General features: G+C 39.2%; 17 protein-coding genes. 4 read left to right on the top strand and 13 right to left on the bottom strand.

Annotation, left to right across the window (positions count from 1 at the left end; genetic code table 11):
• The first annotated feature begins 287 nt into the window (after positions 1-287).
• Together BUA96_RS09175 and BUA96_RS09170 are read left to right on the top strand one after the other, a co-directional pair.
• A complete protein-coding gene (locus BUA96_RS09175) occupies positions 288-3416 on the top strand; it encodes a SusC/RagA family TonB-linked outer membrane protein (protein ID WP_072982448.1) in 3129 nt (1042 codons plus the stop codon).
• Positions 3417-3428: 12 nt separating this feature from the next.
• On the top strand, positions 3429-5078 hold the full coding sequence (locus BUA96_RS09170; protein ID WP_072982447.1) for a RagB/SusD family nutrient uptake outer membrane protein: 1650 nt from the start codon (positions 3429-3431) through the stop codon (positions 5076-5078).
• 103 nt (positions 5079-5181) lie between these two features.
• Here BUA96_RS09170 and BUA96_RS09165 read toward each other — a convergent pair whose 3' ends face one another.
• The 4 genes from BUA96_RS09165 to BUA96_RS09150 form a co-directional block, all read right to left on the bottom strand.
• A complete protein-coding gene (locus BUA96_RS09165) occupies positions 5182-6030 on the bottom strand; it encodes an HAEPLYID family protein (protein ID WP_072982445.1) in 849 nt (282 codons plus the stop codon).
• A gap of 79 nt (positions 6031-6109) precedes the next feature.
• Complete coding sequence (locus BUA96_RS09160) at positions 6110-6496, bottom strand: hypothetical protein (protein ID WP_072982443.1); 387 nt, start codon at positions 6494-6496, stop codon at positions 6110-6112.
• A gap of 15 nt (positions 6497-6511) precedes the next feature.
• Positions 6512-10168 carry a phosphoribosylformylglycinamidine synthase gene (gene purL / locus BUA96_RS09155; RefSeq protein WP_072982442.1) on the bottom strand — a complete coding sequence of 1219 codons (3657 nt, stop codon included), beginning with the start codon at positions 10166-10168 and terminating at the stop codon, positions 6512-6514.
• A gap of 193 nt (positions 10169-10361) precedes the next feature.
• Positions 10362-11579 carry an RsmB/NOP family class I SAM-dependent RNA methyltransferase gene (locus BUA96_RS09150; RefSeq protein WP_072982440.1) on the bottom strand — a complete coding sequence of 406 codons (1218 nt, stop codon included), beginning with the start codon at positions 11577-11579 and terminating at the stop codon, positions 10362-10364.
• A 77-nt stretch (positions 11580-11656) separates the two neighbouring features.
• Here BUA96_RS09150 and BUA96_RS09145 point away from each other — a divergent pair, with 77 nt between their 5' ends.
• On the top strand, positions 11657-12706 hold the full coding sequence (locus BUA96_RS09145; RefSeq protein ID WP_072982439.1) for a WD40/YVTN/BNR-like repeat-containing protein: 1050 nt from the start codon (positions 11657-11659) through the stop codon (positions 12704-12706).
• A 105-nt stretch (positions 12707-12811) separates the two neighbouring features.
• Here BUA96_RS09145 and BUA96_RS09140 read toward each other — a convergent pair whose 3' ends face one another.
• The 7 genes from BUA96_RS09140 to BUA96_RS09105 form a co-directional block, all read right to left on the bottom strand.
• Complete coding sequence (locus BUA96_RS09140; RefSeq protein WP_128755673.1) at positions 12812-13258, bottom strand: hypothetical protein; 447 nt, start codon at positions 13256-13258, stop codon at positions 12812-12814.
• A gap of 10 nt (positions 13259-13268) precedes the next feature.
• The gene (locus BUA96_RS09135; protein ID WP_072982436.1) at positions 13269-13766 is read right to left on the bottom strand and encodes a hypothetical protein; all 498 of its coding nucleotides are present in this window, start codon (positions 13764-13766) and stop codon (positions 13269-13271) included.
• 31 nt (positions 13767-13797) lie between these two features.
• On the bottom strand, positions 13798-14319 hold the full coding sequence (locus BUA96_RS09130; RefSeq protein ID WP_072982434.1) for an RNA polymerase sigma factor: 522 nt from the start codon (positions 14317-14319) through the stop codon (positions 13798-13800).
• A 436-nt stretch (positions 14320-14755) separates the two neighbouring features.
• The gene (locus BUA96_RS09120) at positions 14756-16579 is read right to left on the bottom strand and encodes an ABC transporter ATP-binding protein (protein ID WP_072982430.1); all 1824 of its coding nucleotides are present in this window, start codon (positions 16577-16579) and stop codon (positions 14756-14758) included.
• Positions 16580-16735: 156 nt separating this feature from the next.
• A complete protein-coding gene (locus BUA96_RS09115) occupies positions 16736-18454 on the bottom strand; it encodes a phospho-sugar mutase (RefSeq protein ID WP_072982429.1) in 1719 nt (572 codons plus the stop codon).
• 53 nt (positions 18455-18507) lie between these two features.
• A complete protein-coding gene (locus BUA96_RS09110) occupies positions 18508-19458 on the bottom strand; it encodes a glycosyltransferase family 2 protein (protein WP_072982427.1) in 951 nt (316 codons plus the stop codon).
• 7 nt (positions 19459-19465) lie between these two features.
• Positions 19466-19993 carry a DUF4199 domain-containing protein gene (locus BUA96_RS09105; RefSeq protein ID WP_072982871.1) on the bottom strand — a complete coding sequence of 176 codons (528 nt, stop codon included), beginning with the start codon at positions 19991-19993 and terminating at the stop codon, positions 19466-19468.
• 208 nt (positions 19994-20201) lie between these two features.
• Between BUA96_RS09105 and BUA96_RS09100 the strand changes: the two genes are divergently transcribed.
• Positions 20202-20453, top strand: coding sequence for a type B 50S ribosomal protein L31 (locus BUA96_RS09100; RefSeq protein ID WP_072982425.1), 252 nt, complete (start codon positions 20202-20204; stop codon positions 20451-20453).
• A gap of 73 nt (positions 20454-20526) precedes the next feature.
• On the opposite strand, the gene BUA96_RS09095 is transcribed toward BUA96_RS09100, so the two are convergent.
• On the bottom strand, positions 20527-20751 hold the full coding sequence (locus tag BUA96_RS09095; RefSeq protein ID WP_072982424.1) for a DUF6095 family protein: 225 nt from the start codon (positions 20749-20751) through the stop codon (positions 20527-20529).
• Positions 20738-21559: an N-acetylmuramic acid 6-phosphate etherase gene (murQ, locus tag BUA96_RS09090; RefSeq protein ID WP_072982422.1), complete on the bottom strand. Its 822-nt coding sequence runs from the start codon at positions 21557-21559 to the stop codon at positions 20738-20740. The genes BUA96_RS09095 and murQ overlap by 14 nt, the downstream gene beginning before the upstream one ends.
• Between the last annotated feature and the right edge of the window lie 36 nt (positions 21560-21595).

Here is a 21595-nt window from a genome sequence, read left to right as displayed (position 1 = left end):
TAGTATTTCTGAATGTGCTGCTAATACAATGGTTTAGAAATAAAATAAATAACCCTTACAAATGTTAAAGTTTTTCAGCTAACTGAACATTTTAGTCGGTTAAGTAAAACCACAAGCTTAATTCCCTTATGTACTATCTACAAACCCTTGAGGAGATATATAGAATTTTTCAAAGCCCCCTCGCACTTGAAGGTAAATCGATTTAAAAACCTACTGAAGGGGTAGGGTTAGAATTTGTATAATTTTAACAAAAAAATAATATTGCTTTAAATCAAAAACATAAATCAATGAATGAAAAAAAATTACTCACTGTATTCTTGGTACTTTGCTTTGGAATACAATTTAGTTTTGCACAGCAAAAAACTGTGCAAGGAACTGTGGTGACAGCAGAAGATGGTCTTCCATTACCGGGAGCCTCAGTGCTAGTTGCCGGAACTTCAAGAGGAACTCAGACTGATTTTGATGGTAAATTTTCTATCGCTGTAGCTCCTGATGAAACATTGACGGTGTCTTATGTAGGTTTTAAAACCATCAATAAAGTGGTTGGGAATGCATCTGAGATCATGTTTTCTCTGGAGGCAGATTCAGAATCATTAGACGAGGTTATTGTCACTGCTTATGGAACCAGTACTAAAGAAGCTTTTACCGGTTCGGCTAACGTGGTAGGGCAGGCTGAATTACAACAACGAAACGTTACTTCGCCAATCGCAGCGATCGAAGGTAATGCTACCGGTGTGCAATTTACATCTGCAGCCGGTCCCGGTGCATCTCCTAATATTGTTATTCGTGGTGTAGGTACTTTAAATGGAGATACAGATCCGCTATACATTGTAGATGGAATTCAATATGAAGGGGCTTTAAACACCATAAATCAAGAGGATATTGAATCACTTACGATTTTAAAAGATGCGGCGTCTACCTCATTATACGGTTCTCGAGCAGCTAACGGTGTAGTTATTATTACTACAAAAAGAGGTAAAAAGGGAGCGCTACGAGTAACTGCTTCTGCACAGTCTGGTTTTGTAACCAATAGTATTGGTCAATATGATCAGCTTTCACCTGGTCAATATTACGAGAGTATGTGGGAAGCTTTTAAAAATTCGAGTGCCGGTGGAGGAGATCCTCAGTTTGCTAGTGATAACATATACAATCAATTAGGATACAATCCATTTAATGTGCCCAATGATCAAATTGTAAATACCAATGGCCAATTAAATCCTAATGCTCAGGTAATCTATAAAAGTTTAGATTGGTTTGAAGAATTACAGCAAACCGGTTACAGAACTAATTATAATGTGTATATTTCTGGAGGTGGTGATGATCATACCGTTTTCTTCTCTGCTTCTTACTTAGATGAAGAAAGTTATGTAGTAACCTCGGGCTTTGATCGTTTAACAGCAAGGTTAAATGCTGATTTTGATGTGAGTGATAATATTAAAATTGGAGGTAGTGCTAACATTACGCTTTCAGAAGCTCGCGGCCCAAGTTCAGCAGGAAGCGGAAGCATTGTAAACCCCTTTAGTTTTGCCAGAGGTATAGGATCTATTTACCCTGTGTATGTAAATGATTTGAATGGCGATATCGTTTTGGATGACTTCGGAAATCCTGTGTTTGATAATGGTGAGGGTTATGCTGAATTTAATATTGGTTCTAGACCTGTAAACCAAGGGAGACACGCATTACAAGAATTGTTATTAAATAATGAAAGCGATAGAGATAATACCTACGGTTTTAGATTTTATGGAGAGTGGGAAATCTTTGACGGCTTAAGTTTTAAACTAAACTATGGTCGTGATATTAATGAATTGTTTGAGCGTGAATATGAGAACGCGATCATTGGTGATGCGCAACCTGACGGAAGGTTAAGCGAAGACCGCGCGAGAAGAGAAATAGAGAACTTCAATCAACTTTTGACTTATCAAAAAAGTTTTGGAGATCATAATGTTGATATTACCGCTGGTCACGAAAGTTATGATAGATCAATTTCAAGCTTAAATGGATTAGCAACTGTTCAAGCGGCTAATGGTATTTATGAATTTGCAAATTTCTCAAATATTGTAGATCTAGGTGGAGCTACTTTTGATAAGGGAATTGAAGGTTATTTCTTAAGAACAAATTATAACTATAAGAATAAATATTACTTGAGTGCTTCAGCGAGACGAGATGGATCTTCAGTTTTTCAAACAGATAGCCGTTGGGGTACCTTTTATTCTGTGGGTGGTTCTTGGCGCATAGATCAAGAAAACTTTATGCAAGATGTTTCATTTATCAACAAATTGAAAGTAAGAGCTTCTTATGGTGAAGTTGGTAATGACGATCTATTTGATAGCTATTTATCTCAAGCACGCTTCTCTATAACCTCTAATGCCGGAGCTCCTGCTTTATTATTTACAGATATTGGGAATGCTGCATTGCAATGGGAAACAATTGAGAACTTTGATGTAGCCTTAGAATTTGGGTTATTTAACAACTTTCTTGATGGATCTATTGAGTACTACAAGAAAAATTCAAGTGACTTACTTTACAATCTGCCTATTTCACCTAGTAATGGTTTAAATCAAGTACCGGTGAACTTAGGGGATATGTATAACTCCGGATTTGAATTTGCATTAACCGGACATCTGGTGAATCGCAATGATTTTAGATGGGATATGACGCTTCAAGCTTCAACATTTAAAAACGAGATCACCAGTTTACCAGATCCTTTTATCAACGGAAGTAAGCGTTGGGTTGAAGGGCGATCAAGATTTGATTTCTTTCTCTTGAGAACTGCAGGTGTTGATCCTGAAACAGGAGATCAATTGTTTTTATTATACGAGCAGAATGAAGATGGTGAAAGCGTTCCTGTAATTGACGAAACTACCGGTGAAATTGCTACTACTAACGATTGGGAAGAAACAGAAAGAGCCTATACAGGAGATTCTTCGATCCCTGATTTACTGGGTTCTGTTTCTAATAGTTTTAGCTATAAAGGGTTTAACTTAAACTTCTTGATCACTTATGGGATAGGAGGTAAAGTATTAGATAACGGTTACTCTTCTATGATGCATAGCGGTACGTATGGAAGGTCTTTTCATCCAGATATTCTTAATGCCTGGAGAGCGCCCGGCGATGTCACCAGTGTGCCACGACTTGAAAATGGTAACGTAGACCTTGTGCGTACTCAATCTGAACGATTCCTTACAGACGCTTCTTTCTGGGCTTTAAGAAATGTAAGCTTCAGCTATAATTTTGGAGATTCGGTAACTAATACCTTAGGGCTAGATGCTCTTCGAGTTTCAATTACAGGTGAGAATTTATATCTAAAAAGTAAAAGAAAAGGTTTAGATCCTCAGTATAACCTAGCAGGAACACCATCAGCAAATGATTTTTCTCCTTCTAGAATTGTTTCACTTGGTTTAAATCTATCCTTCTAAAAAAATAATAATATGAAAAATAGACTTAAATATATACTAGTAGTATTGCTTACAATACCCATTCTATCTTGTCAAGAAGACTTTTTAGAGCGAACTCCAACAGATGCGATTTCTTCTGCTGATGCTTTGGCCAGTGAAGAAAATATGCAGCTTGTTTTAAATGGAATACACCGCGGATTGTACTCGCAATCTCAAACTGTTTTTCCTGGTGGAAATACAGCACGTGCTAATAATCACTATTGGGTGCCTATGGGCGATAACTTGACCGGTGATTTGATTCATTCTGCTAATGCCAATAATTTATCATGGCGTTCCGTAATGCAATGGAATGAGCATACTCAAGAAACATCTCTTACATCAAGTTTACTTTGGTACCACAGATATAATATCATATTACACGCCAATTTGTTGATCAACGAGATCGAAGGAGGAGCATTGACCGAAACAGCAAGACTGAGAAATATTCTTGGTCAGGCATACACGTATAGAGCTTATGCATACCTTTCTTTAGTGCAGCATTATGCTAAAGGATATTTAATTGGCAATCCGGCATCAGATCCGGGGGTACCGTTATTGTTTTCATCAGAGTCGCCTTTTACAAGTGAACCCAGATCAACGGTTCAAGAAATTTATGATCAGATTGAGTCAGACCTAGATGCAGCAATAACTGCTTTTCAAGATAGTGAAGCTCCTAGCGTTGGAGGTGCAGCAGCAAAAGCGCAATTGAGCATCAATGCAGCATACGGTTTACTTGCGCGTTGTGCGTTATCAAAAGGAGATTGGCAAACCGCAGCTGATGCAGCCGTGGCTGCACGCGACGGATTTCCTTTACTTTCTGAGGATGAATGGAAATCAGGATTTAATACAAATACCTTATCAGAAGTGATTTGGGGTAGTAATGTGATCGCTACGGAAACTACTTTCTTCAGATCTTATTTTTATCTGGCGAGTAACACTTTTAACGGTAGCCAAATTAGAAATAACCCTAAAATAGCTGATCGAAGAATGGTAGATGCTATTCCGGAGACAGATTATAGAAAAGATGTTTTTCTTCCAGATGCTCCTAATACTAACACTTCAGCGGCAAATGGTAATGGTGGATTTTCAAATAATACCAATCCTTTATATCCTACGGAAGAAGAGTTTGATGCTGCGGTAGATAGTATAAAAGCTGTGTATGGTTTAGTTGCCGGTCATAATTTACATCCGTATATGCAGTTTAAACTTAAACAAGCTAATCCGGGTACTATTGATCCTGATGATGTGATCTATATGCGCTCGTCAGAAATGTATTTGATTGAAGCAGAAGCAGAACTTATGATGAACAATTTAACAGATGCTAGAGAGGCTTTACAACCTCTAGCAGAAGCGCGAGATTCATCTTGGGAAGCCACTGATTATCCTACGGCTGAAAGCTTTCTCGATCATTTAAAATTTCAATGGAAATTAGAAATGTGGGGCGAAGGTTTTGGTTATACAAATCATATAAGATGGGATGATGGTATTGACCATGCAGCTGACGGTGGTTCCGGAGCTTCAGAGGTTCTTTATCAGCAATCTTACCAAATTGAAAGACCATCACTTAACGATGATTGGATTTTCAAAATACCTCAAGCAGAAATTGATGCTAACCCTAATTTAGGATCTGGGGATCAAAATTAGAATATAGTAGAACTGCAGTAATGAAAGCCCGGTAACACCGGGCTTTTTTATTGAAGCTGCTTAAAGGTTCGATCTCATAAGATAGTTTGCTTTGCCAAATTCCTTAATGCCCGGGCTCATAGATCAAGCGTAAAAACGAACTAAAGCGCTCAGTTTCTCTATTGATCGGAATACCGGTTACAATACCTATTAGTAAGTTTTCGGCGACATCAAGCCGCAACTGCGGTCTTATAGTCATATCAAAATCACCTTGATTGAATTCCTTATTAAATTCAAGACCAATAAAATTTCGGGTTCCCGATATCATATAATGAATATTACTATTGATTTGCCAACTGGTGTGAAGTGCTCCGTCGCTAAAGTGATGGGCAATCGCGGGTCCTGTATAAATCAAACTATGAAAATTAGATCCTAGTCTTTTAGCAGCAATAAAAAACGGATTATAGACATTACCAGTAAACAATTTCCCTGCGCCGTAGTTATTAAAATTTGTGAGTTCAAACTCTTGGATGTAGCCAAACGCCAGGCTTGTTTTGTGCTTTTCAGAAACCCAAAATGTGTATTGACCAGCGATCTTGATGCTGTTCAAGCGGTTTCCGGGTGCGTCACCATTTTCTCCAATCGGGTAATGTAAAGAGAAAGGCAATTCAATTTCTAAACCCAATCGGTCTGCGGGCGCCCATTCATATTCTACAAGAGCCAGATATTCATCATAACGATCGCGATCGGTAAGACCTAGACCAATATTCCATTCTTTTTCTCCTTTACGAGCACCTAAATCTCGAATTAGGTCGATGTATAATGGTTCGGCATGTAGAATTTTTAAAGGCTCTTGGCTTCCTTCAACTTCAGCAATATATAAGCTGTCTTTAATAGCATTAGGCTCGGTTTCTTGAGCATAAGTATACTGTGTGAGTACTGCCATGAGCAGCACTAATGGTAAGTGTTTCATTTTAATTTGTTTAATGGATGTATTGAATATGAGAATGCACCTCAGGTGCTGAGGTGTTCAATTATGTGGTATAAACAAATTAATATCGGGGTGGTGGAGCGTCAACTTCCAGTGATAAAGTGCAGAAGTTTGCTAAGGCAAAAAGCGTATTTTGTTTTTTTAAAAGACTGAAATTCTGCTGAAATGCAATTGCCGATTGGTCAACGATAAAGTGATCCAGATTTACTGAAGTTTCAGAAGAAGTGTGCTCTTCAGCATCATTGTCGTCGTATTCAGGAATAACATCACCAAGATCTAGAACTTGCTCAACAACTAATTCTATAACACTTTCCTGATCATTATAATTTAAATTTTCAGCGCGATTAGGAAACAGGTCTGGGCTGTCTACACAAATATTAAGCATATAGAGCGCAATAAGTCCCCAAAATATGCGAATACCAGTATGTTTACGGCTCAGACCTGTCATTTAATTTGTTGGAGCTTAATGCTTCTCAATCCACTTGCGAGCATTTTCAAAAGCTTCTATCCATGGGCTTACTTCATCTTTGCAACCCTTTGGGTAGTTAGCCCAATTCCATTGAAAAATAGAGCGCTCAATGTGCGGCATTGTTACCAAATGACGTCCGGTTTTATCGGTCATCATTGCAGTGTTGTAGCTACTTCCGTTAGGATTTGCAGGATAGGCATCATAGCCATATTTAGCCACAATGTTGTATTCTTTTTCGCTAAGCGGAAGTTCAAATTTTCCTTCTCCGTGAGAGATCCAAACACCAAGAGTAGCACCTTCTAACGTAGAAAGCATCACCGAATCGTTCTTCTGAATCTTCACACTGGTGAAGCCACTTTCGTGCTTGTGCGAATCATTATGCAGCATTTTTGGCTTTTGGTCGTGTTCCGGGTTGATCAGGTCTAATTCAACAAAAAGTTGACAACCGTTACAGATCCCTACCGAAAGTGTATCGGGGCGTGCGAAGAAATCTTTTAATGCCTTATTGGCTTTCTCATTGTATAAGAAAGCTCCTGCCCAACCTTTTGCAGAACCTAAAACATCTGAGTTTGAAAAACCACCCACAGCACCAATAAACTGAATATCTTCAAGCGTTTCACGACCGGTAATCAAATCGGTCATATGTACATCTTTTACATCAAAGCCTGCGAGGTACATCGCATTGGCCATTTCGCGTTCTGAGTTACTTCCCTTTTCGCGTAAGATCGCAGCTTTCGGTCTTGGTTTAGAAGCATCAATTGTTGGTTTGATTCCGGTGAAATGCTTCGGAAATTCAAACTTCAAATCTTGCTGATCAAAGTTGTTATAACGATCTTCTGCCAAACCGTTAGCCGTTTGTTTCTGATCTAATAAATAAGAAGTTTCAAACCATTTTCTTCGCAATGACGGAATATTTAAACCAATTTCTACCGAATCTTTCTTGATCAATAATTCGTCTGAAGTATTGGTAGAACCTATTTTGAAGAATTCCACGTTATTTTCAGCCAAGGCGGCTTCAAAAGCAGCGTCATCACTTGCCTGAACGACTACTCCGGCATTTTCAGCAAATAAGATTTTGATAATATCTTGTTCGGTAAATGCAGAAAAATCGACTGAAGCACCCAGTTTGTTTTCAGCAAAACACAATTCTAAAAGCGTTGTGATCAATCCACCCGAAGCCACATCGTGACCGGCCGCAACAAGATCTTGTCTAATTAGGCTTTGTAAGGTATTGAAAGCGGTAGCAAAAGCAGTATCGTCTTTAATGCTTGGAGCTTCCATTCCCACTTTATTCTGAATTTGGGCAAACGAAGAACCTCCCAATTTAAAGCTATCTTGAGATAAATTTAGGTAGTAGATCGATCCTGCTTCAGCATCCAGAACAGGTTCAACCACGCGGTTAATATCATCACAGCTTCCTGCTGCAGAAATAATAACTGTTCCCGGCGCAAGCACATCACCCTCAGGGTATTTTTGCTTCATCGATAAGGAATCTTTTCCGGTAGGAACATTGATTCCTAAAGCAATCGCAAATTCTGAAACAGCTTCAACTGCCTCGTACAAACGTGCATCTTCTCCCGCATTATTACAAGACCACATCCAGTTTGCAGAAAGCGAAACCGATTTTAAACCTTTTTCCAGCGGCGCCCAAACAATGTTGGTAAGCGCTTCTGCGATACTGTTTTTACTTCCGGCAACAGGATCGATCAATCCGCTAACGGGAGAATGACCTATAGAAGTAGCAATTCCGTTTGAAGATTTAAAATCAAGTGCCATCACACCTACGTTGTTCAATGGAAGTTGCAGCGAACCAACACATTGTTGTTTTGCCACACGACCGCCTACACAACGGTCCACCTTATTGGTCAACCAGTCTTTACAAGCAACGGCTTCCAGCTGTAATACGTTCTCTAAATACTCGTGGAAGTTTTCTAAAGAATAAGAAACATCGCTATAAATACGATGGATTTTAGTATCAACCATTACCGTTTTTGGCGAGCTGCCAAACATATCGTTCATAGCCAAATCCATTGGCGCAGCACCGGTAGTGGCCGACTTGAACGTGAAACGGTGATCGCCGGTCACGTCGCCCACTTCATACATTGGGGAGCGCTCGCGATCTGCGATGGTTTTTAAAGTTTTGATTTGTTCAGCACCTATCACAAGACCCATACGTTCTTGCGACTCATTACCGATTATTTCTTTAGCCGAAAGGGTAGGATCACCCACCGGCAATTTATCAAGATCGATCAATCCGCCGGTTTCTTCAACCAATTCAGAAAGACAGTTCAAGTGACCACCGGCACCGTGATCGTGAATAGAAACGATGGTATTCTCATCACTTTCTACCATTCCACGGATGGCGTTAGCCGCACGTTTTTGCATTTCAGGATTAGAACGTTGGATTGCATTCAACTCAATTCCTGAGCTAAAGGCACCCGTATCTGCCGAAGATACCGCAGCACCGCCCATACCAATACGGTAGTTGTCACCACCAAGAATTACAATTTTATCTCCGGTTTCCGGTTTTTCTTTTAAGGCTTGTTGTTTCTTGCCGTAGCCAATTCCGCCGGCTTGCATAATTACTTTATCAAAACCGAGTTTTCTTCCAGCTTCATCGTGCTCAAAAGTAAGCACCGAACCTGCGATAAGCGGCTGCCCAAATTTGTTTCCAAAATCTGAAGCTCCATTAGAAGCTTTGATCAAAATATCAATTGGCGTCTGGTATAACCATTTACGTGCCGGCATTGCATCTTCCCAAGGACGTTCTTCCTTAAGGCGAGAATAGGCAGTCATGTAAACAGCTGTTCCTGCTAGTGGAAGCGAACCTTGGCCGCCTGCCAGACGGTCACGTATTTCACCACCGGCACCAGTTGCAGCACCGTTAAAAGGCTCAACGGTGGTAGGGAAGTTGTGGGTTTCCGCTTTAAGCGAAAGCACACTATCAAATTCTTTTTCAGTATAAAAATCGGGTTTATCTGCAGTTGCTGGAGCAAACTGTGTCGCTTTAGGACCTTTTACAAATGCAACATTGTCTTTGTAAGCCGAAACAATCTCATTTGGATTTGCTTCGGAAGTTTTACGAATCATTTTGAATAGGGAAGAGGGCATCGTTTTCCCGTCGATCACAAACGTTCCGTTGAAGATCTTGTGGCGGCAATGCTCAGAATTCACTTGGCTGAAACCAAACACTTCAGAGTCGGTAAGCGGGCGACCTATGCGCTCCGCAACACTTTCTAGATACGCTACTTCTTCTTCGCTTAAGGCTAAACCTTCCTGCTCGTTATAGGCTTGAATATCTTCAATAGCCTTAATGTCTTCAGGCTCGATATCAATGGTATAAATTTTCTGATCGAGCTTGCTGTATTCCTGAGAAAGCATCGGGTCAAATTCGGCCTTTCCGGCAACAAATTCTTCAATTCTAATAATGCCTTCAATTCCCATATTTTGGGTGATCTCAACAGCATTGGTACTCCAGGGTGTGATCATCGTCGCACGCGGACCAATAAAAAAAGCGTCGATTGCAGACGCTTCTATTTTAGGCTGGTTGCCAAAAAGCCAGATGAGCTTGTTTGTAGTTTCTTCTGAAAGTTCAGCTTTAGCTTGAACTGCGTAAATTTTGGTGTCTTGTGAACCGAAAAAATGAATCATAGTGCTTTTACTAAGGAGCCACAAATTTAAGGATTTTTAACGGTTAGAAACACGCTTGGATTGAAACAAAATTCAACAGAAAAAAGCCTCTCTTTGTTGATAACTGAAAAATGAACCTTCTCCGTAGCTACAAAAAAGAAAAGCCTTAAAAGATGAATCTTTTAAGGCTTTAAAATGCTATTGTTTTCAGTAGCTAGGCTTTGTCTTTTTTGACCATTAAGCACATATAAAAGCCGTCATAACCGCTTTCGCTAGATAAAACTGTTTTCTGCTTTTCTATGCTGAAGTCGCTTCCTTCCTCAGTTTTTAAGAACTTTTTGATCTGTTCTTGATTTTCTGAAGGTAGAATAGAGCAGGTAGCATAAACCATTTTTCCGCCGGGCTTCACGATTTTTGAATAGTCTTTTAAAATGCTTTGCTGCGTTGCCTGAATTTTTTCAACGAAATCCGGTTGCAGTTTCCATTTGGCGTCCGGGTTACGGCTTAAAACACCAAGTCCCGTACACGGCGCATCAATAAGCACGCGATCTGCCGAATTGTGAAGCTTCTTAATTACTTTAGTTGAATCGATCACTCGGGTTTCAATATTAAAAGCTCCTGCACGGCGCGCACGACGCTTGAGCTCTTTTAGTTTATTTCCGTAGATGTCAAGTGCGATTAACTGACCTTTGTTATCCATTTGTGCAGCGAGATGCAAGGTTTTACCCCCAGCACCTGCGCAAGTATCTACCACGCGCATTCCCGGCTCGACGTCAAGATACGGCGCCACCAATTGTGAAGAAGCATCTTGTACTTCAAAGAGTCCGTTTTTAAAAGCTTCGGTGGTAAATACATTGCCGCGTTCCTGTAATTGAAGCGCGTCTTTGTAAGGTTTTATGTTTTCGGTCTCGTGGCCTTCTTCGGCTAAAGCGGTTTGCAACGCACCGATATCAGATTTTAAACGGTTTACGCGCAAAACAACGGGAGCTTGCTTATTTAATGCAGCGATTTCTGCATCCCACTTGTCGCTTAGTTCTTTTTCGCCAAGCGCATCTAACCAATCCGGGATCGATTCTCTAAATTTTCGAGTGTTCGATAATTCGTCAAAACGCCCTTTAATTCTTCGGGTAGGCGTTTCTTCAAACTGATGCCAGTCTGGCAATTTTATTCCGCGTAGCGTACACCACACCGCAAAGAGACGCCAAAGGTCTTTACGCTCAAAAGGTTCTTTTACATCAGCGATTTCTGCATATAGTCTTTTCCAGCGTACAATATCGTATGTGGTTTCGGCGATAAAACTGCGGTCACGAGAGCCCCAGCGTTTGTCACGCTTCAGTTGTTTAGCAATGACCTTATCAGCATAGCCGCCTTCATTAAAAATTTCGATTAAGCCATCAATAACAGCAAAAACCAGATTGCGATGTAAACGCATAACAAATGTTTTTAAAATGCGCGCAAAGGTACAGGATTAAAAAGGAATAGTTTTAAATTCGAGAAAATTTTAAATCTATGAGATATTTATTAGGAGTGGCGCTCAGTTTAGCAGTTTTTGGTTGTAAAAATACTCCAGAACCTAAAGAATTGACTGCGATTCAAACCGTTGAAATAGAACGTATTTATGAAGATTCGGTAAGTTTGAGAGCGCTCGAAATTCTTGATGATGGCAGCGTTGCTTTTGCAGGCTCTAACGGAAAATACGGTTTGTATAATCCTACTACTAAAGTTTGGAATACAGCGGTAATGAAACGGGATAGTGTAACGCCTAGCTTTAGAGCAGTTGCGCATACTGCTGAAGATTTCTTTATGCTCAGTATTGAAAGTCCGGCGTTGTTGTACAAAACTGGAGATTCCGGTGCTATGGAATTGGTTTATGAAGAAAATGATCCTAAAGCTTTTTACGACTCTATGACCTTCTGGAACGATCAAGAAGGAATAGCTATGGGAGACCCTACCGAAAATTGTATCTCAATAATTATCACCCGAGATGGAGGGAATACGTGGACTAAGGTTTCTTGCGATGCTTTACCTGAAGCAGCAGCAGGGGAGGCGGCGTTTGCAGCAAGCAATTCTAATATTGCTGTGTATGGCAATAACGCGTGGATCATCACCGGCGGAATGAAATCAAGAGTTTTGCATACCGGTGACAAAGGAAAAACTTGGGAAGTATTTGACACCCCATTAAAACAAGGAACTTCAAGTACCGGTGGATATTCAATTGATTTTTATGATGAAAATACAGGGGTGGTAATCGGCGGTGATTACACCCACGCAGAAGGTAACGAGGCAAATAAAGCGATCACGCACGACGGAGGAAAAACTTGGGCGTTGCTAGCAGATAAGGCAGCACCGGGCTACCGTAGCTGCATTCAGTTTATTCCAAATACTAAAGGCAAAGAATTGCTTGCGATAGGCTTTGAAGGGATCGACTATTCTAGTGATCAAGGAGCCACTTGGAAAAACTTGAGTAGTGAAGGCTTTTTTACGGTACGCTTCTTAAACGATTCAACAGCTTACGCAGCAGGAAGCAACAGGATAGCAAAGCTTAAGTTTAAGCGCTAGGCCAAAAAAAATGCGACTCTTTTCAGTCGCATTTTTCGTTTTAACGCTAATAAAAACTAAATATATAAATCAATAGGTAAATCGTTTTGAAACGGAATCAAAGGTTTAGTCTTTCCCTTTTCGTTTTTTGTATTCTTCCCAAAGTTTTCTGCCAAATTTATGCTCGGCTTCCGGAAGGAAAACCATTTTAGAAGCAGGAAGCTTTTGCGTAAGATCAGTCATCAACTGACTTTCAATCTCATACTTGCTTCTTTGAATGTCATTATACTCAGCCATTAATTTGTTGGCTTCTTTTTCCGTCAGATTTTTTTTAGAGCCTGATTCAAAGAATTTTTCTTCAAATAGAGCGCGTTCTCTAGAGCGTAAATCCACCATCTTACAATCGTAAGTGTTGTAAATAGGCCAGAATTTTTCGGCTTCAGCAGGAGTCAGATTCAGCTCTTCCGTTAAAAACGGAACCCGAAGCGCCTTAATTTGCTCGTGTCTATCTTTCTTCTGTGCCTGGCCACTAAGACCCAAACACAACACGAAAATGATTATTAAATTTTTCATAGTTTTTTGTTTATTGATCAAGTAACGAACTCTGAACAATGTCTTGATCTACATACTCATAGATCAGTTCTTCGCTCACAGTTTCGTTATCAAATATCGAGGTGCTATTCTCGATGGTGCTCAACTCTTCAGCAGAAAGGTAGTCTTGAACACGCTCTTCTTCTTCAAAGTAGTTTTCAAGACTGGTTATGCTAAGGGAGTCAAACTGCATTTCTTTTTCTATGGGATTCACCACATTAAAGAGTACAAGCAACACCGCTGCGATCGCCGCAACTGTCGCTGCTATAGTTTTAAAATTATACTCAACAAGCTTTCCTTTAGGCTTATTTTGATTAAGAATAACCTGTTCTACTTTTTCAAAGTATTGTGCAGGTACGCTAAATCCATCATTTTTATTAGGGAAAAGCTCTTGAAATTTGAGTTCAGTAAGCAGCCTATTCTCAAAAGACTCAAAGTAGCCTAGAGGAATATTAAACTGCTGCTTGTTATTTTCTTTTTTGCTTTTCATCGTTTTTTAGACTTTATTGGTCTTAAAAGGTTTAATGTGCTGTCACGTATTCTGTTATCTTTTTTACCGCGTGATGGTAGCTCGCTTTGAGTGCTCCTTCTGAAGTTCCTAATATTTCAGAAATCTCATTGTATTGCAATTCATCAAAATACTTCATCACAAAAACCTGCTTTTGTTTTGTAGGCAACGTGTCTATTGCCTGTTGTAATTTAAGCTGCGCATCATCGCCATTAAAATACGGGTCACTCGTAAGATTAGTAACTAAACTCTCTTGAACCTCTTCATTACTTATGTGCGTTGTACGTTTTCTCTTTTTAATAAACGTTAGGCTCTCATTAGTTGCAATACGGTAAAGCCAGGTGTATACTTGACTCTCCCCATTAAAATTATGCAGGTTTTTGTAAACCTTTATAAAGGTGTTTTGCAGCACGTCATCTGCGTCATCATGAGAAATCACCATGCGACGTATGTGCCAATACAAACGCTCTTTGTATTCAGAGACTAAGTCCTCAAATTTTAAACTTTCGATGGTATGGATTTCTAAATTATTCAATGCTGCTCTTTAGTGACCTTTGTATGACTATTTATTTATCCAATGGTTTAAAAGCAAAACGATAAAAAATAGTTAAAGCATCAAGATCTTGAAATTTACAGATTATTCCTTTAAGAATTACAAGTAATAAAACTTATTAGAATCGATTAAAGGCATAAAAACGAGATTAAATACATTAATTTTTTGTTTGAATGAAAAATTCAACCTATATTTGGAAGGTTAATAATAGTAAATGAGTTAATTGAAATTGTTGTAAAGGCCCAAAACATTGAAATCCTTTTTTGCCCCAAGTATTAAAGTTGATTTTAAACTGCGTTTAAAAAACCCAACAAAAGCATTCACAGCAATAAAAAAATCCGCATCAGATGATGCGGATTTTTTTAGTTTAGTAACCTTGTGTATTGAAACGGTCATAAGTTGCAATACCATAAACCAATTACTCAAAAGACTGCATTTCTACCAGCTTTTTATAGGTTCCGTTTAAGGCGAGTAATTCTTGATGCTTACCTTGTTCTACGATTTTACCTTTTTGCATAACAATGATCTGATCTGCATTTTGAATGGTCGAAAGACGATGCGCAATCACAATAGAGGTACGATTCATCATCATATTTTCAAGTGCTTTTTGAACCAGACGCTCACTTTCTGTATCTAATGCTGAAGTTGCTTCGTCAAGGATCATAATTGGCGGATTCTTAAGTACAGCGCGGGCTATTGACAAACGTTGCTTTTGACCACCACTTAGTTTGTTTCCACTGTCCCCAATATTAGTGTCTAGTTGTAGCGGAAGCTCACTTACAAATTCCCAGGCATTGGCAACTTTAAGTGCAGCGATCACCTCGTCATCGCTGGCATCAGGTTTACCTAGTAAAATGTTGTTTCGTACGGTATCATTAAAAAGAATAGAGTCTTGGGTGACCAAGCCCATTTGCGCCCGTACCGAAGCTTTTGTGAGCTCTTTAATGTTTTTTCCGTCGAGCTTTATGGCACCTTCATTTACATCATAAAAGCGGGTAACCAAGTTTGCAATGGTACTTTTACCGCTACCGCTTTGCCCAACCAATGCAATGGTTTTTCCTTTAGGAACCACTGCGTTAAAGTTGGTAAGTACATTCTCATCTTCATATTTAAAGGAAACATTTTCAATATGTACCGCATCTTTGAACTCTTGCGCAGTTTGTGCATCAGGAGCATCTTTGATAGTCGTTTCTGTATTTAAGACCGAAAGAATACGTTCTGCTGCAGCGTTTCCTTTTTTAACGCTATAAGAGGCTTTACTAATTTGTTTTGCTGGAGTTAGGATCTGGTAAGATAATCCTAAAAATGCGATGAATTGGGAAGCTTCAAGCGAACCTTCTACAAGTACCATCTGGCCTCCAAACCATAGGATCACAACGATCACAAAAATTCCTAAGAACTCACTTGTGGGAGAAGCTAAATTTTGGCGATTGACCAAGCTGTTTAGAATACCGTTCAGTCGTGTGGTACTTGCTCTAAATTTCGCTCTAAACTGATCTTCCCCATTAAAACCTTTAATGATTTTAAGGCTCGAAAGTGTTTCTTCAACAATAGATAAAAATGCGCCGTTTTCTTCCTGCGCTTGATTAGATTGTTTTTTAAGCGATTTACCAATACGTGAAATAATGATCCCCGAAATTGGTAAAAACACAAACACAAACAATGTGAGTTTCCCGCTGATCACCACCATCGCAAGAATGGTAAAAATGATGGTAAGCGGCTCGCGGACCACCATTTCTAAAATGGATAGAAAGGAAACTTCAACTTCTTGCACATCTGCTGTGATTCTTGAGATGGTATCGCCTTTGCGCTTTTCAGAAAAATAAGCGACCGGCAATTCTAAGAGTTTATCATAGATCGCATCGCGCACATCACGCATCACACCATTACGTAAAAAAGTGATGAAAAACGTGGCGAGATAGCCAAAGATATTCTTTAGAAAAAACAATACTACCACAATAGCACAGATAAAAACAAGTGCCGAAAGTTCGTTGTCTGCAACTTGCTGACTTACGTAATAATAAAAGGAATTGAACACGTAGTCTTTTACACCGCTCCAGCCTTCCCATACTGGTAATTCGTTGATACGCTTATTTTTATCAAATAAAATATCAATAACCGGAATGAGCGCAAGAAAAGACAACGTGCTAAAAATTGCATATAGAATGTTGCAAACAATATTTAAGACCGCATACTTTTTATAGGGTCTTGCAAATTGCATGATTTGTTTAAAGTAATTCATAAAGTAAAGTTCCCGGTAAGGGGTTTAAAAAATTCGCCTCATTGATTTCTGGTGAAACAGAAATAATGAGGCGAATTTACTTCAATTCTTCTGGAATCGATATTTGTTTAGCTTAAGATTCCGTCAGATGTGTATTTATTGGTAAGAAACCGACTTTTAAAGGCCAAGTTCTTTACGTATTCCGGCGATTTTAGCGTCTAATTTTTCTTCGGTTTTATCAAGTGCGTCAAGACTTTCAACAGACTCGTTTACGCTGATGTAAAACTTGATCTTTGGTTCTGTACCACTTGGACGCGCAGCGATGCGTGATCCTTCTTTAGTGTGGTATATTAAAACATTAGATTTAGGAATAGTAATATCAACAGATTTTCCGGTAGTTGTTTTCAGCGATTTTGAAGATGCATAATCATCAATTTGCACAACTTGCTCCCCGTTGATCGTCGTTAACGGATTTTCACGAAGATCGATCATCGTTTGTTTAATTTCTTCGGCACCAGAGATTCCTTTTTTAACTAATGAAGTCAAATCTTCTTTGTAGAAACCGTGTTTTACATAAAGTTCCTGCAGTTTTTTAAAGAAAGAAGAACCCTCGCTTTTAGCTTTAGTTACGATCTCGCAGGCGAGTAGGGTAGCGGTAACCGCATCTTTATCACGCACAAAATCACCTACCATATACCCAAAACTTTCTTCACCACCACCAATGAAATTTTGATTAGGGTGGTCTTTGATCATTTTAGCGATCCATTTAAAACCGGTAAGGCCTAATTTACATTCTACATTGTAAGACTCTGCCAAAACATCCATCATAGGCGTAGAAACAATCGTAGAACCAATGAATTCATTTCCTTTAGCTTTATTCTTAGAGAAATACAGGTCTAGTAAGAAATCGGTCATAACGACCATGGTTTGATTTCCGTTAAGAAGTTGAAGCTTGCCTTCGTTGTTGCGTACGGCAATACCCAGACGGTCACAGTCAGGATCTGTACCAATAACAATATCAGCATTTTTTTCTTCGGCTAGTTCCAGCGCCATTTTAAGCGCTTCAGGCTCTTCCGGGTTTGGAGATTTTACCGTTGGGAAATTTCCGTTTGGAGTGCGCTGTTCTTCTACAACGTGAACATTTTTATATCCTGCGTCCTTCAGTACATCAGGAATTATGGTTACTGAAGTTCCGTGTAACGGAGTAAACACAATATTCACGTCATCGCGATGCTTATCGAGTTCAGTGAAGCTTCCGTTTTTCAGCGAAGCTTCAATAAAAGCCTGATCAACATCTTTGTCAATGTAGGTTATATGCTCTTTTTTAGCCGAAAAGTTCACAGCATCATAATCTAGACTTTCGATCTCAGCAACAATCTCAGAATCTTGAGGTGGCACTAACTGCCCACCGTCTTGCCAATACACTTTATAACCGTTATACTCAGGAGGATTATGGCTTGCTGTTAACACAATTCCGCAGTGACATTCCAAGTGTTTTACCGCAAAACTCAACTCTGGAGTTGGTCTCAAATCACTAAATAAATAAACCTGAATATCATTTGCAGAAAATACATCTGCTACGACCTGAGCCAGCTCTTTACTATTGTTACGGCAGTCATAAGCAATAGCTACTTTAGGTGTTTCACCTTTAAACGTTGCTTTTAAATAATGAGATAAGCCTTGTGTGTTTTTACCTAAAGTATATTTATTAATGCGATTAGTGCCCACCCCCATAATACCGCGCATTCCACCGGTACCAAATTCTAGGTTTTTGTAAAAACTCTCGTTGAGTTCGTCACCATTAGCATCGATTAATTGTTGTACTTTTTCTTGAGTTGTCGTATCAAAAGTAGAAGAAAGCCAAGATTTGGCTTTAGCTATAATTTCAGAGTTCATAGATTATAAAAAGTTGATTGAACCAAAAATAGGGATTTCAAACGGAGTATGCTTTAGTTAAAACCCTTTTTGTCTTTTATTAAATATCGAGGCCGTTCATGCTTGGTGCGTTGCACGAGTTCGCCAAGAAATCCTGCAATAAATAGTTGCATTCCAATGATCATACTGGTGAGTGCTAAGTAAAATTGCGGACGCTGCGTTAACAGCCGAGCGGTTGGGTTGATGAATAATTTATCAATGCCTAAATAAGCTGCGAGGCCAAAACCAATGATAAACATGATTGCGCCTAACGTGCCAAATAAATGCATGGGGCGCTTCGCAAAATGCGTCGTAAACCAAATGGTTAAGAGATCAAGAAATCCTTTAATAAAGCGGTCTGCACCAAATTTTGTCTGACCGTATTTGCGTGCCTGATGCTGTACCGGTTTTTCAGTAATGTTGATGAATCCTGCATTTTTTGCGAGTAGTGGAATGTAGCGATGCATATCACCATAAACATCAATATTTTTAACTACCTCATTGCGATAAGCTTTAAGACCGCAATTAAAATCGTGTAGTTGTAGTCCGCTGGTTTTACGCGCGGCAGCGTTAAATAATTTAGATGGAAGGTTTTTAGTAAGCACTGCGTCGTAGCGCTTTTTCTTCCAGCCGGAAACAATATCGTAACCTTCTTCAGAAATAAGACGGTATAATTCAGGAATTTCGTCAGGACTATCTTGTAAGTCGGCGTCCATTGTGATAACCACATCTCCTTCAACAGCTAGAAAACCTGCGTTGAGCGCCTGGCTTTTTCCGTAGTTGCGATTAAAGCAAATGCCCTTAACATTAGGATTATGAAGTGCTAATACCTCTATTTTTTGCCACGAACCATCGGTACTGCCATCATCTACAAAGAGAAGCTCATACGTATAACCCTCTTTTGAGATCACACGTATGAGCCAGTCATATAATTCTTGTAAAGATTCTTTTTCGTTAAGTAAGGGTATAACTACCGATAGCTGCATATATAATTTATTGATGCGGATTGTTGCGCTTCAAAATTAAGCCACTTATAAGAGAAATGATAAAGCCAAAGAAAATTCCTGCAACGATCTGAAATGAAGATTGTACCCAAGGTTGTGCAAATTTCCCTGCAAATTCTACCGCTTGATCTATTTGAGCTTCGGTCATATTGGGTTGTGTGGTAATCATAGCTTCTCTTTGTTTTTCGATGATCAATTCTGTAAACCCGGGCTCAATTACTGTTAAAAAGGTATAATTGTAAAGCGCTCCTATGATAGCACCAATTAAAGCAATACCTACACCAACTTTTAGGGCATCTTTAAGGTCCATATAACCTCCGTTACCATTTCTAAAAACTTTCTGTCCATAAGAAATACAACCTATCATAATTAGAAAACTTACCACAGCAGTGATCCAGCTTTGCTCGAGTAAGTTATTGGTTACATAAAGTACTACTGCTAAAATAATAGTAAGAAGTCCTAGTAGTCCGCCATAGGTTAGGGCTACTTTTCCGGTGGTTAGTTTTTGATCTTCCATAAATAAAGGATTAAGTTTGTAAATGTACATATAAGGGTCCTATAGACCTACGTTTTTATAACTGCTGATAAGTAATCTTCACGGTAAAATTGTTACAGAAAAATTCTTTTAGAATAAAAATGTAATTTATTATTTAAAACCCCTTGTCATATTATAATTTATTTCTAAATTTGCACCTCAAAATTGAGCAGATTTTAAAGCATTTACGATGAAAAAAGAGATACATCCAGAAAATTATAGAGTAGTAGCATTTAAAGACATGTCTAACGACGAGGTTTTTTTAACTAAATCTACTGCTAATACAAAAGAAACTATTGAGGTTGATGGTGAGACTTATCCTTTGGTAAAATTGGAGATCTCTAGAACTTCACACCCATTTTACACCGGTAAATCTAAATTGGTTGATACTGCTGGTCGTATTGACAAGTTCAAAAACAAATACAAGAAATTCGCTAAATAAGCGATTTGAATATACTTTAAAAAGCCTTTGCAAATGCAAAGGCTTTTTTTATGCTTGATGATAGTGAGGGATTTTAGTTTTTATCAAATAAGGCGTTCATTATGCGGTTAATTCCTTTAAAGCCAAAGTAGATGGCTAACGCCGCCGCTACAAAACCCAAAATAAGCACGGGGATGTACAGCGGATGCTCACTATTTTTAAACGCTTGATATATAATACCTGGACCTAAAAACATGAATAGGAGCGAGGTCGCCATTGTGCGTACGCCTCTGGCTAAGGCTTCTTTATTGGTTGCCATTTAAATAGGTATTTACTGCGGCTCTAACTGAGCCATTTTCTTTTAAAAGTTGCGCTGCTTCTTCTGCGTTTACCGGAATTTCAGACTGAATCATGCGTATACCGCGATCTACAAGTTTGTCGTTGCTGAGTTGCATATCTACCATTTTATTGCCTTTTACTTTCCCCAGCTGAATCATCGCCGTAGTCGAAATCATATTCAACGCCAACTTTTGCGCGGTTCCGGCTTTCATTCGGCTGCTGCCGGTTACAAATTCTGGACCCACGACGATCTCTACCGGATATTTTGATTCAATTGCAATTGGACATCCTTTGTTGCAGGTAATGCTTCCGGTGGTGATATTATTTTTATTACAAGCTTTTAAAGCGTGTAAAACATAAGGTGTCGTACCCGAAGCAGCAATGCCAATAACCACATCTTGTTCAGAAATGTTATGCGCCTTAAGATCTTCCCAGCCTTGCGTAGTGCTGTCTTCAGCGTTTTCAACAGCTTTTCTGATGGCTGTTTCGCCTCCTGCGATTAAACCTATGACCAGATCGTGAGACACGCCAAAAGTTGGTGGACATTCAGAAGCATCCACAACTCCTAGTCTTCCGCTGGTACCTGCGCCCATATAAAAAAGCCTACCACCTTCTTTCATTTGAGCAACCAATTGATTGACCAAAAGTTCTATTTGTGGAATCGCTTTTTCAACTGCTTGAGGTACGGTTTTATCTTCAGTATTGATACTATGGAGCAGCGTAGTGACACTCATCTTTTCTAAGTCTGAATACTTAGAGTCTTGTTCTGTAGTTTTTGTAAAGCTCATAATGCTTTTCAGTAGAAATTAACGGATACGCAAGTT

Source organism: Leeuwenhoekiella palythoae, assembly GCF_900130045.1.
Taxonomy (GTDB): Bacteria; Bacteroidota; Bacteroidia; order Flavobacteriales; family Flavobacteriaceae; genus Leeuwenhoekiella; species Leeuwenhoekiella palythoae.
Note: the sequence above shows the minus strand (reverse complement) of the source record. Positions and strands in the feature narration are given on the sequence as shown.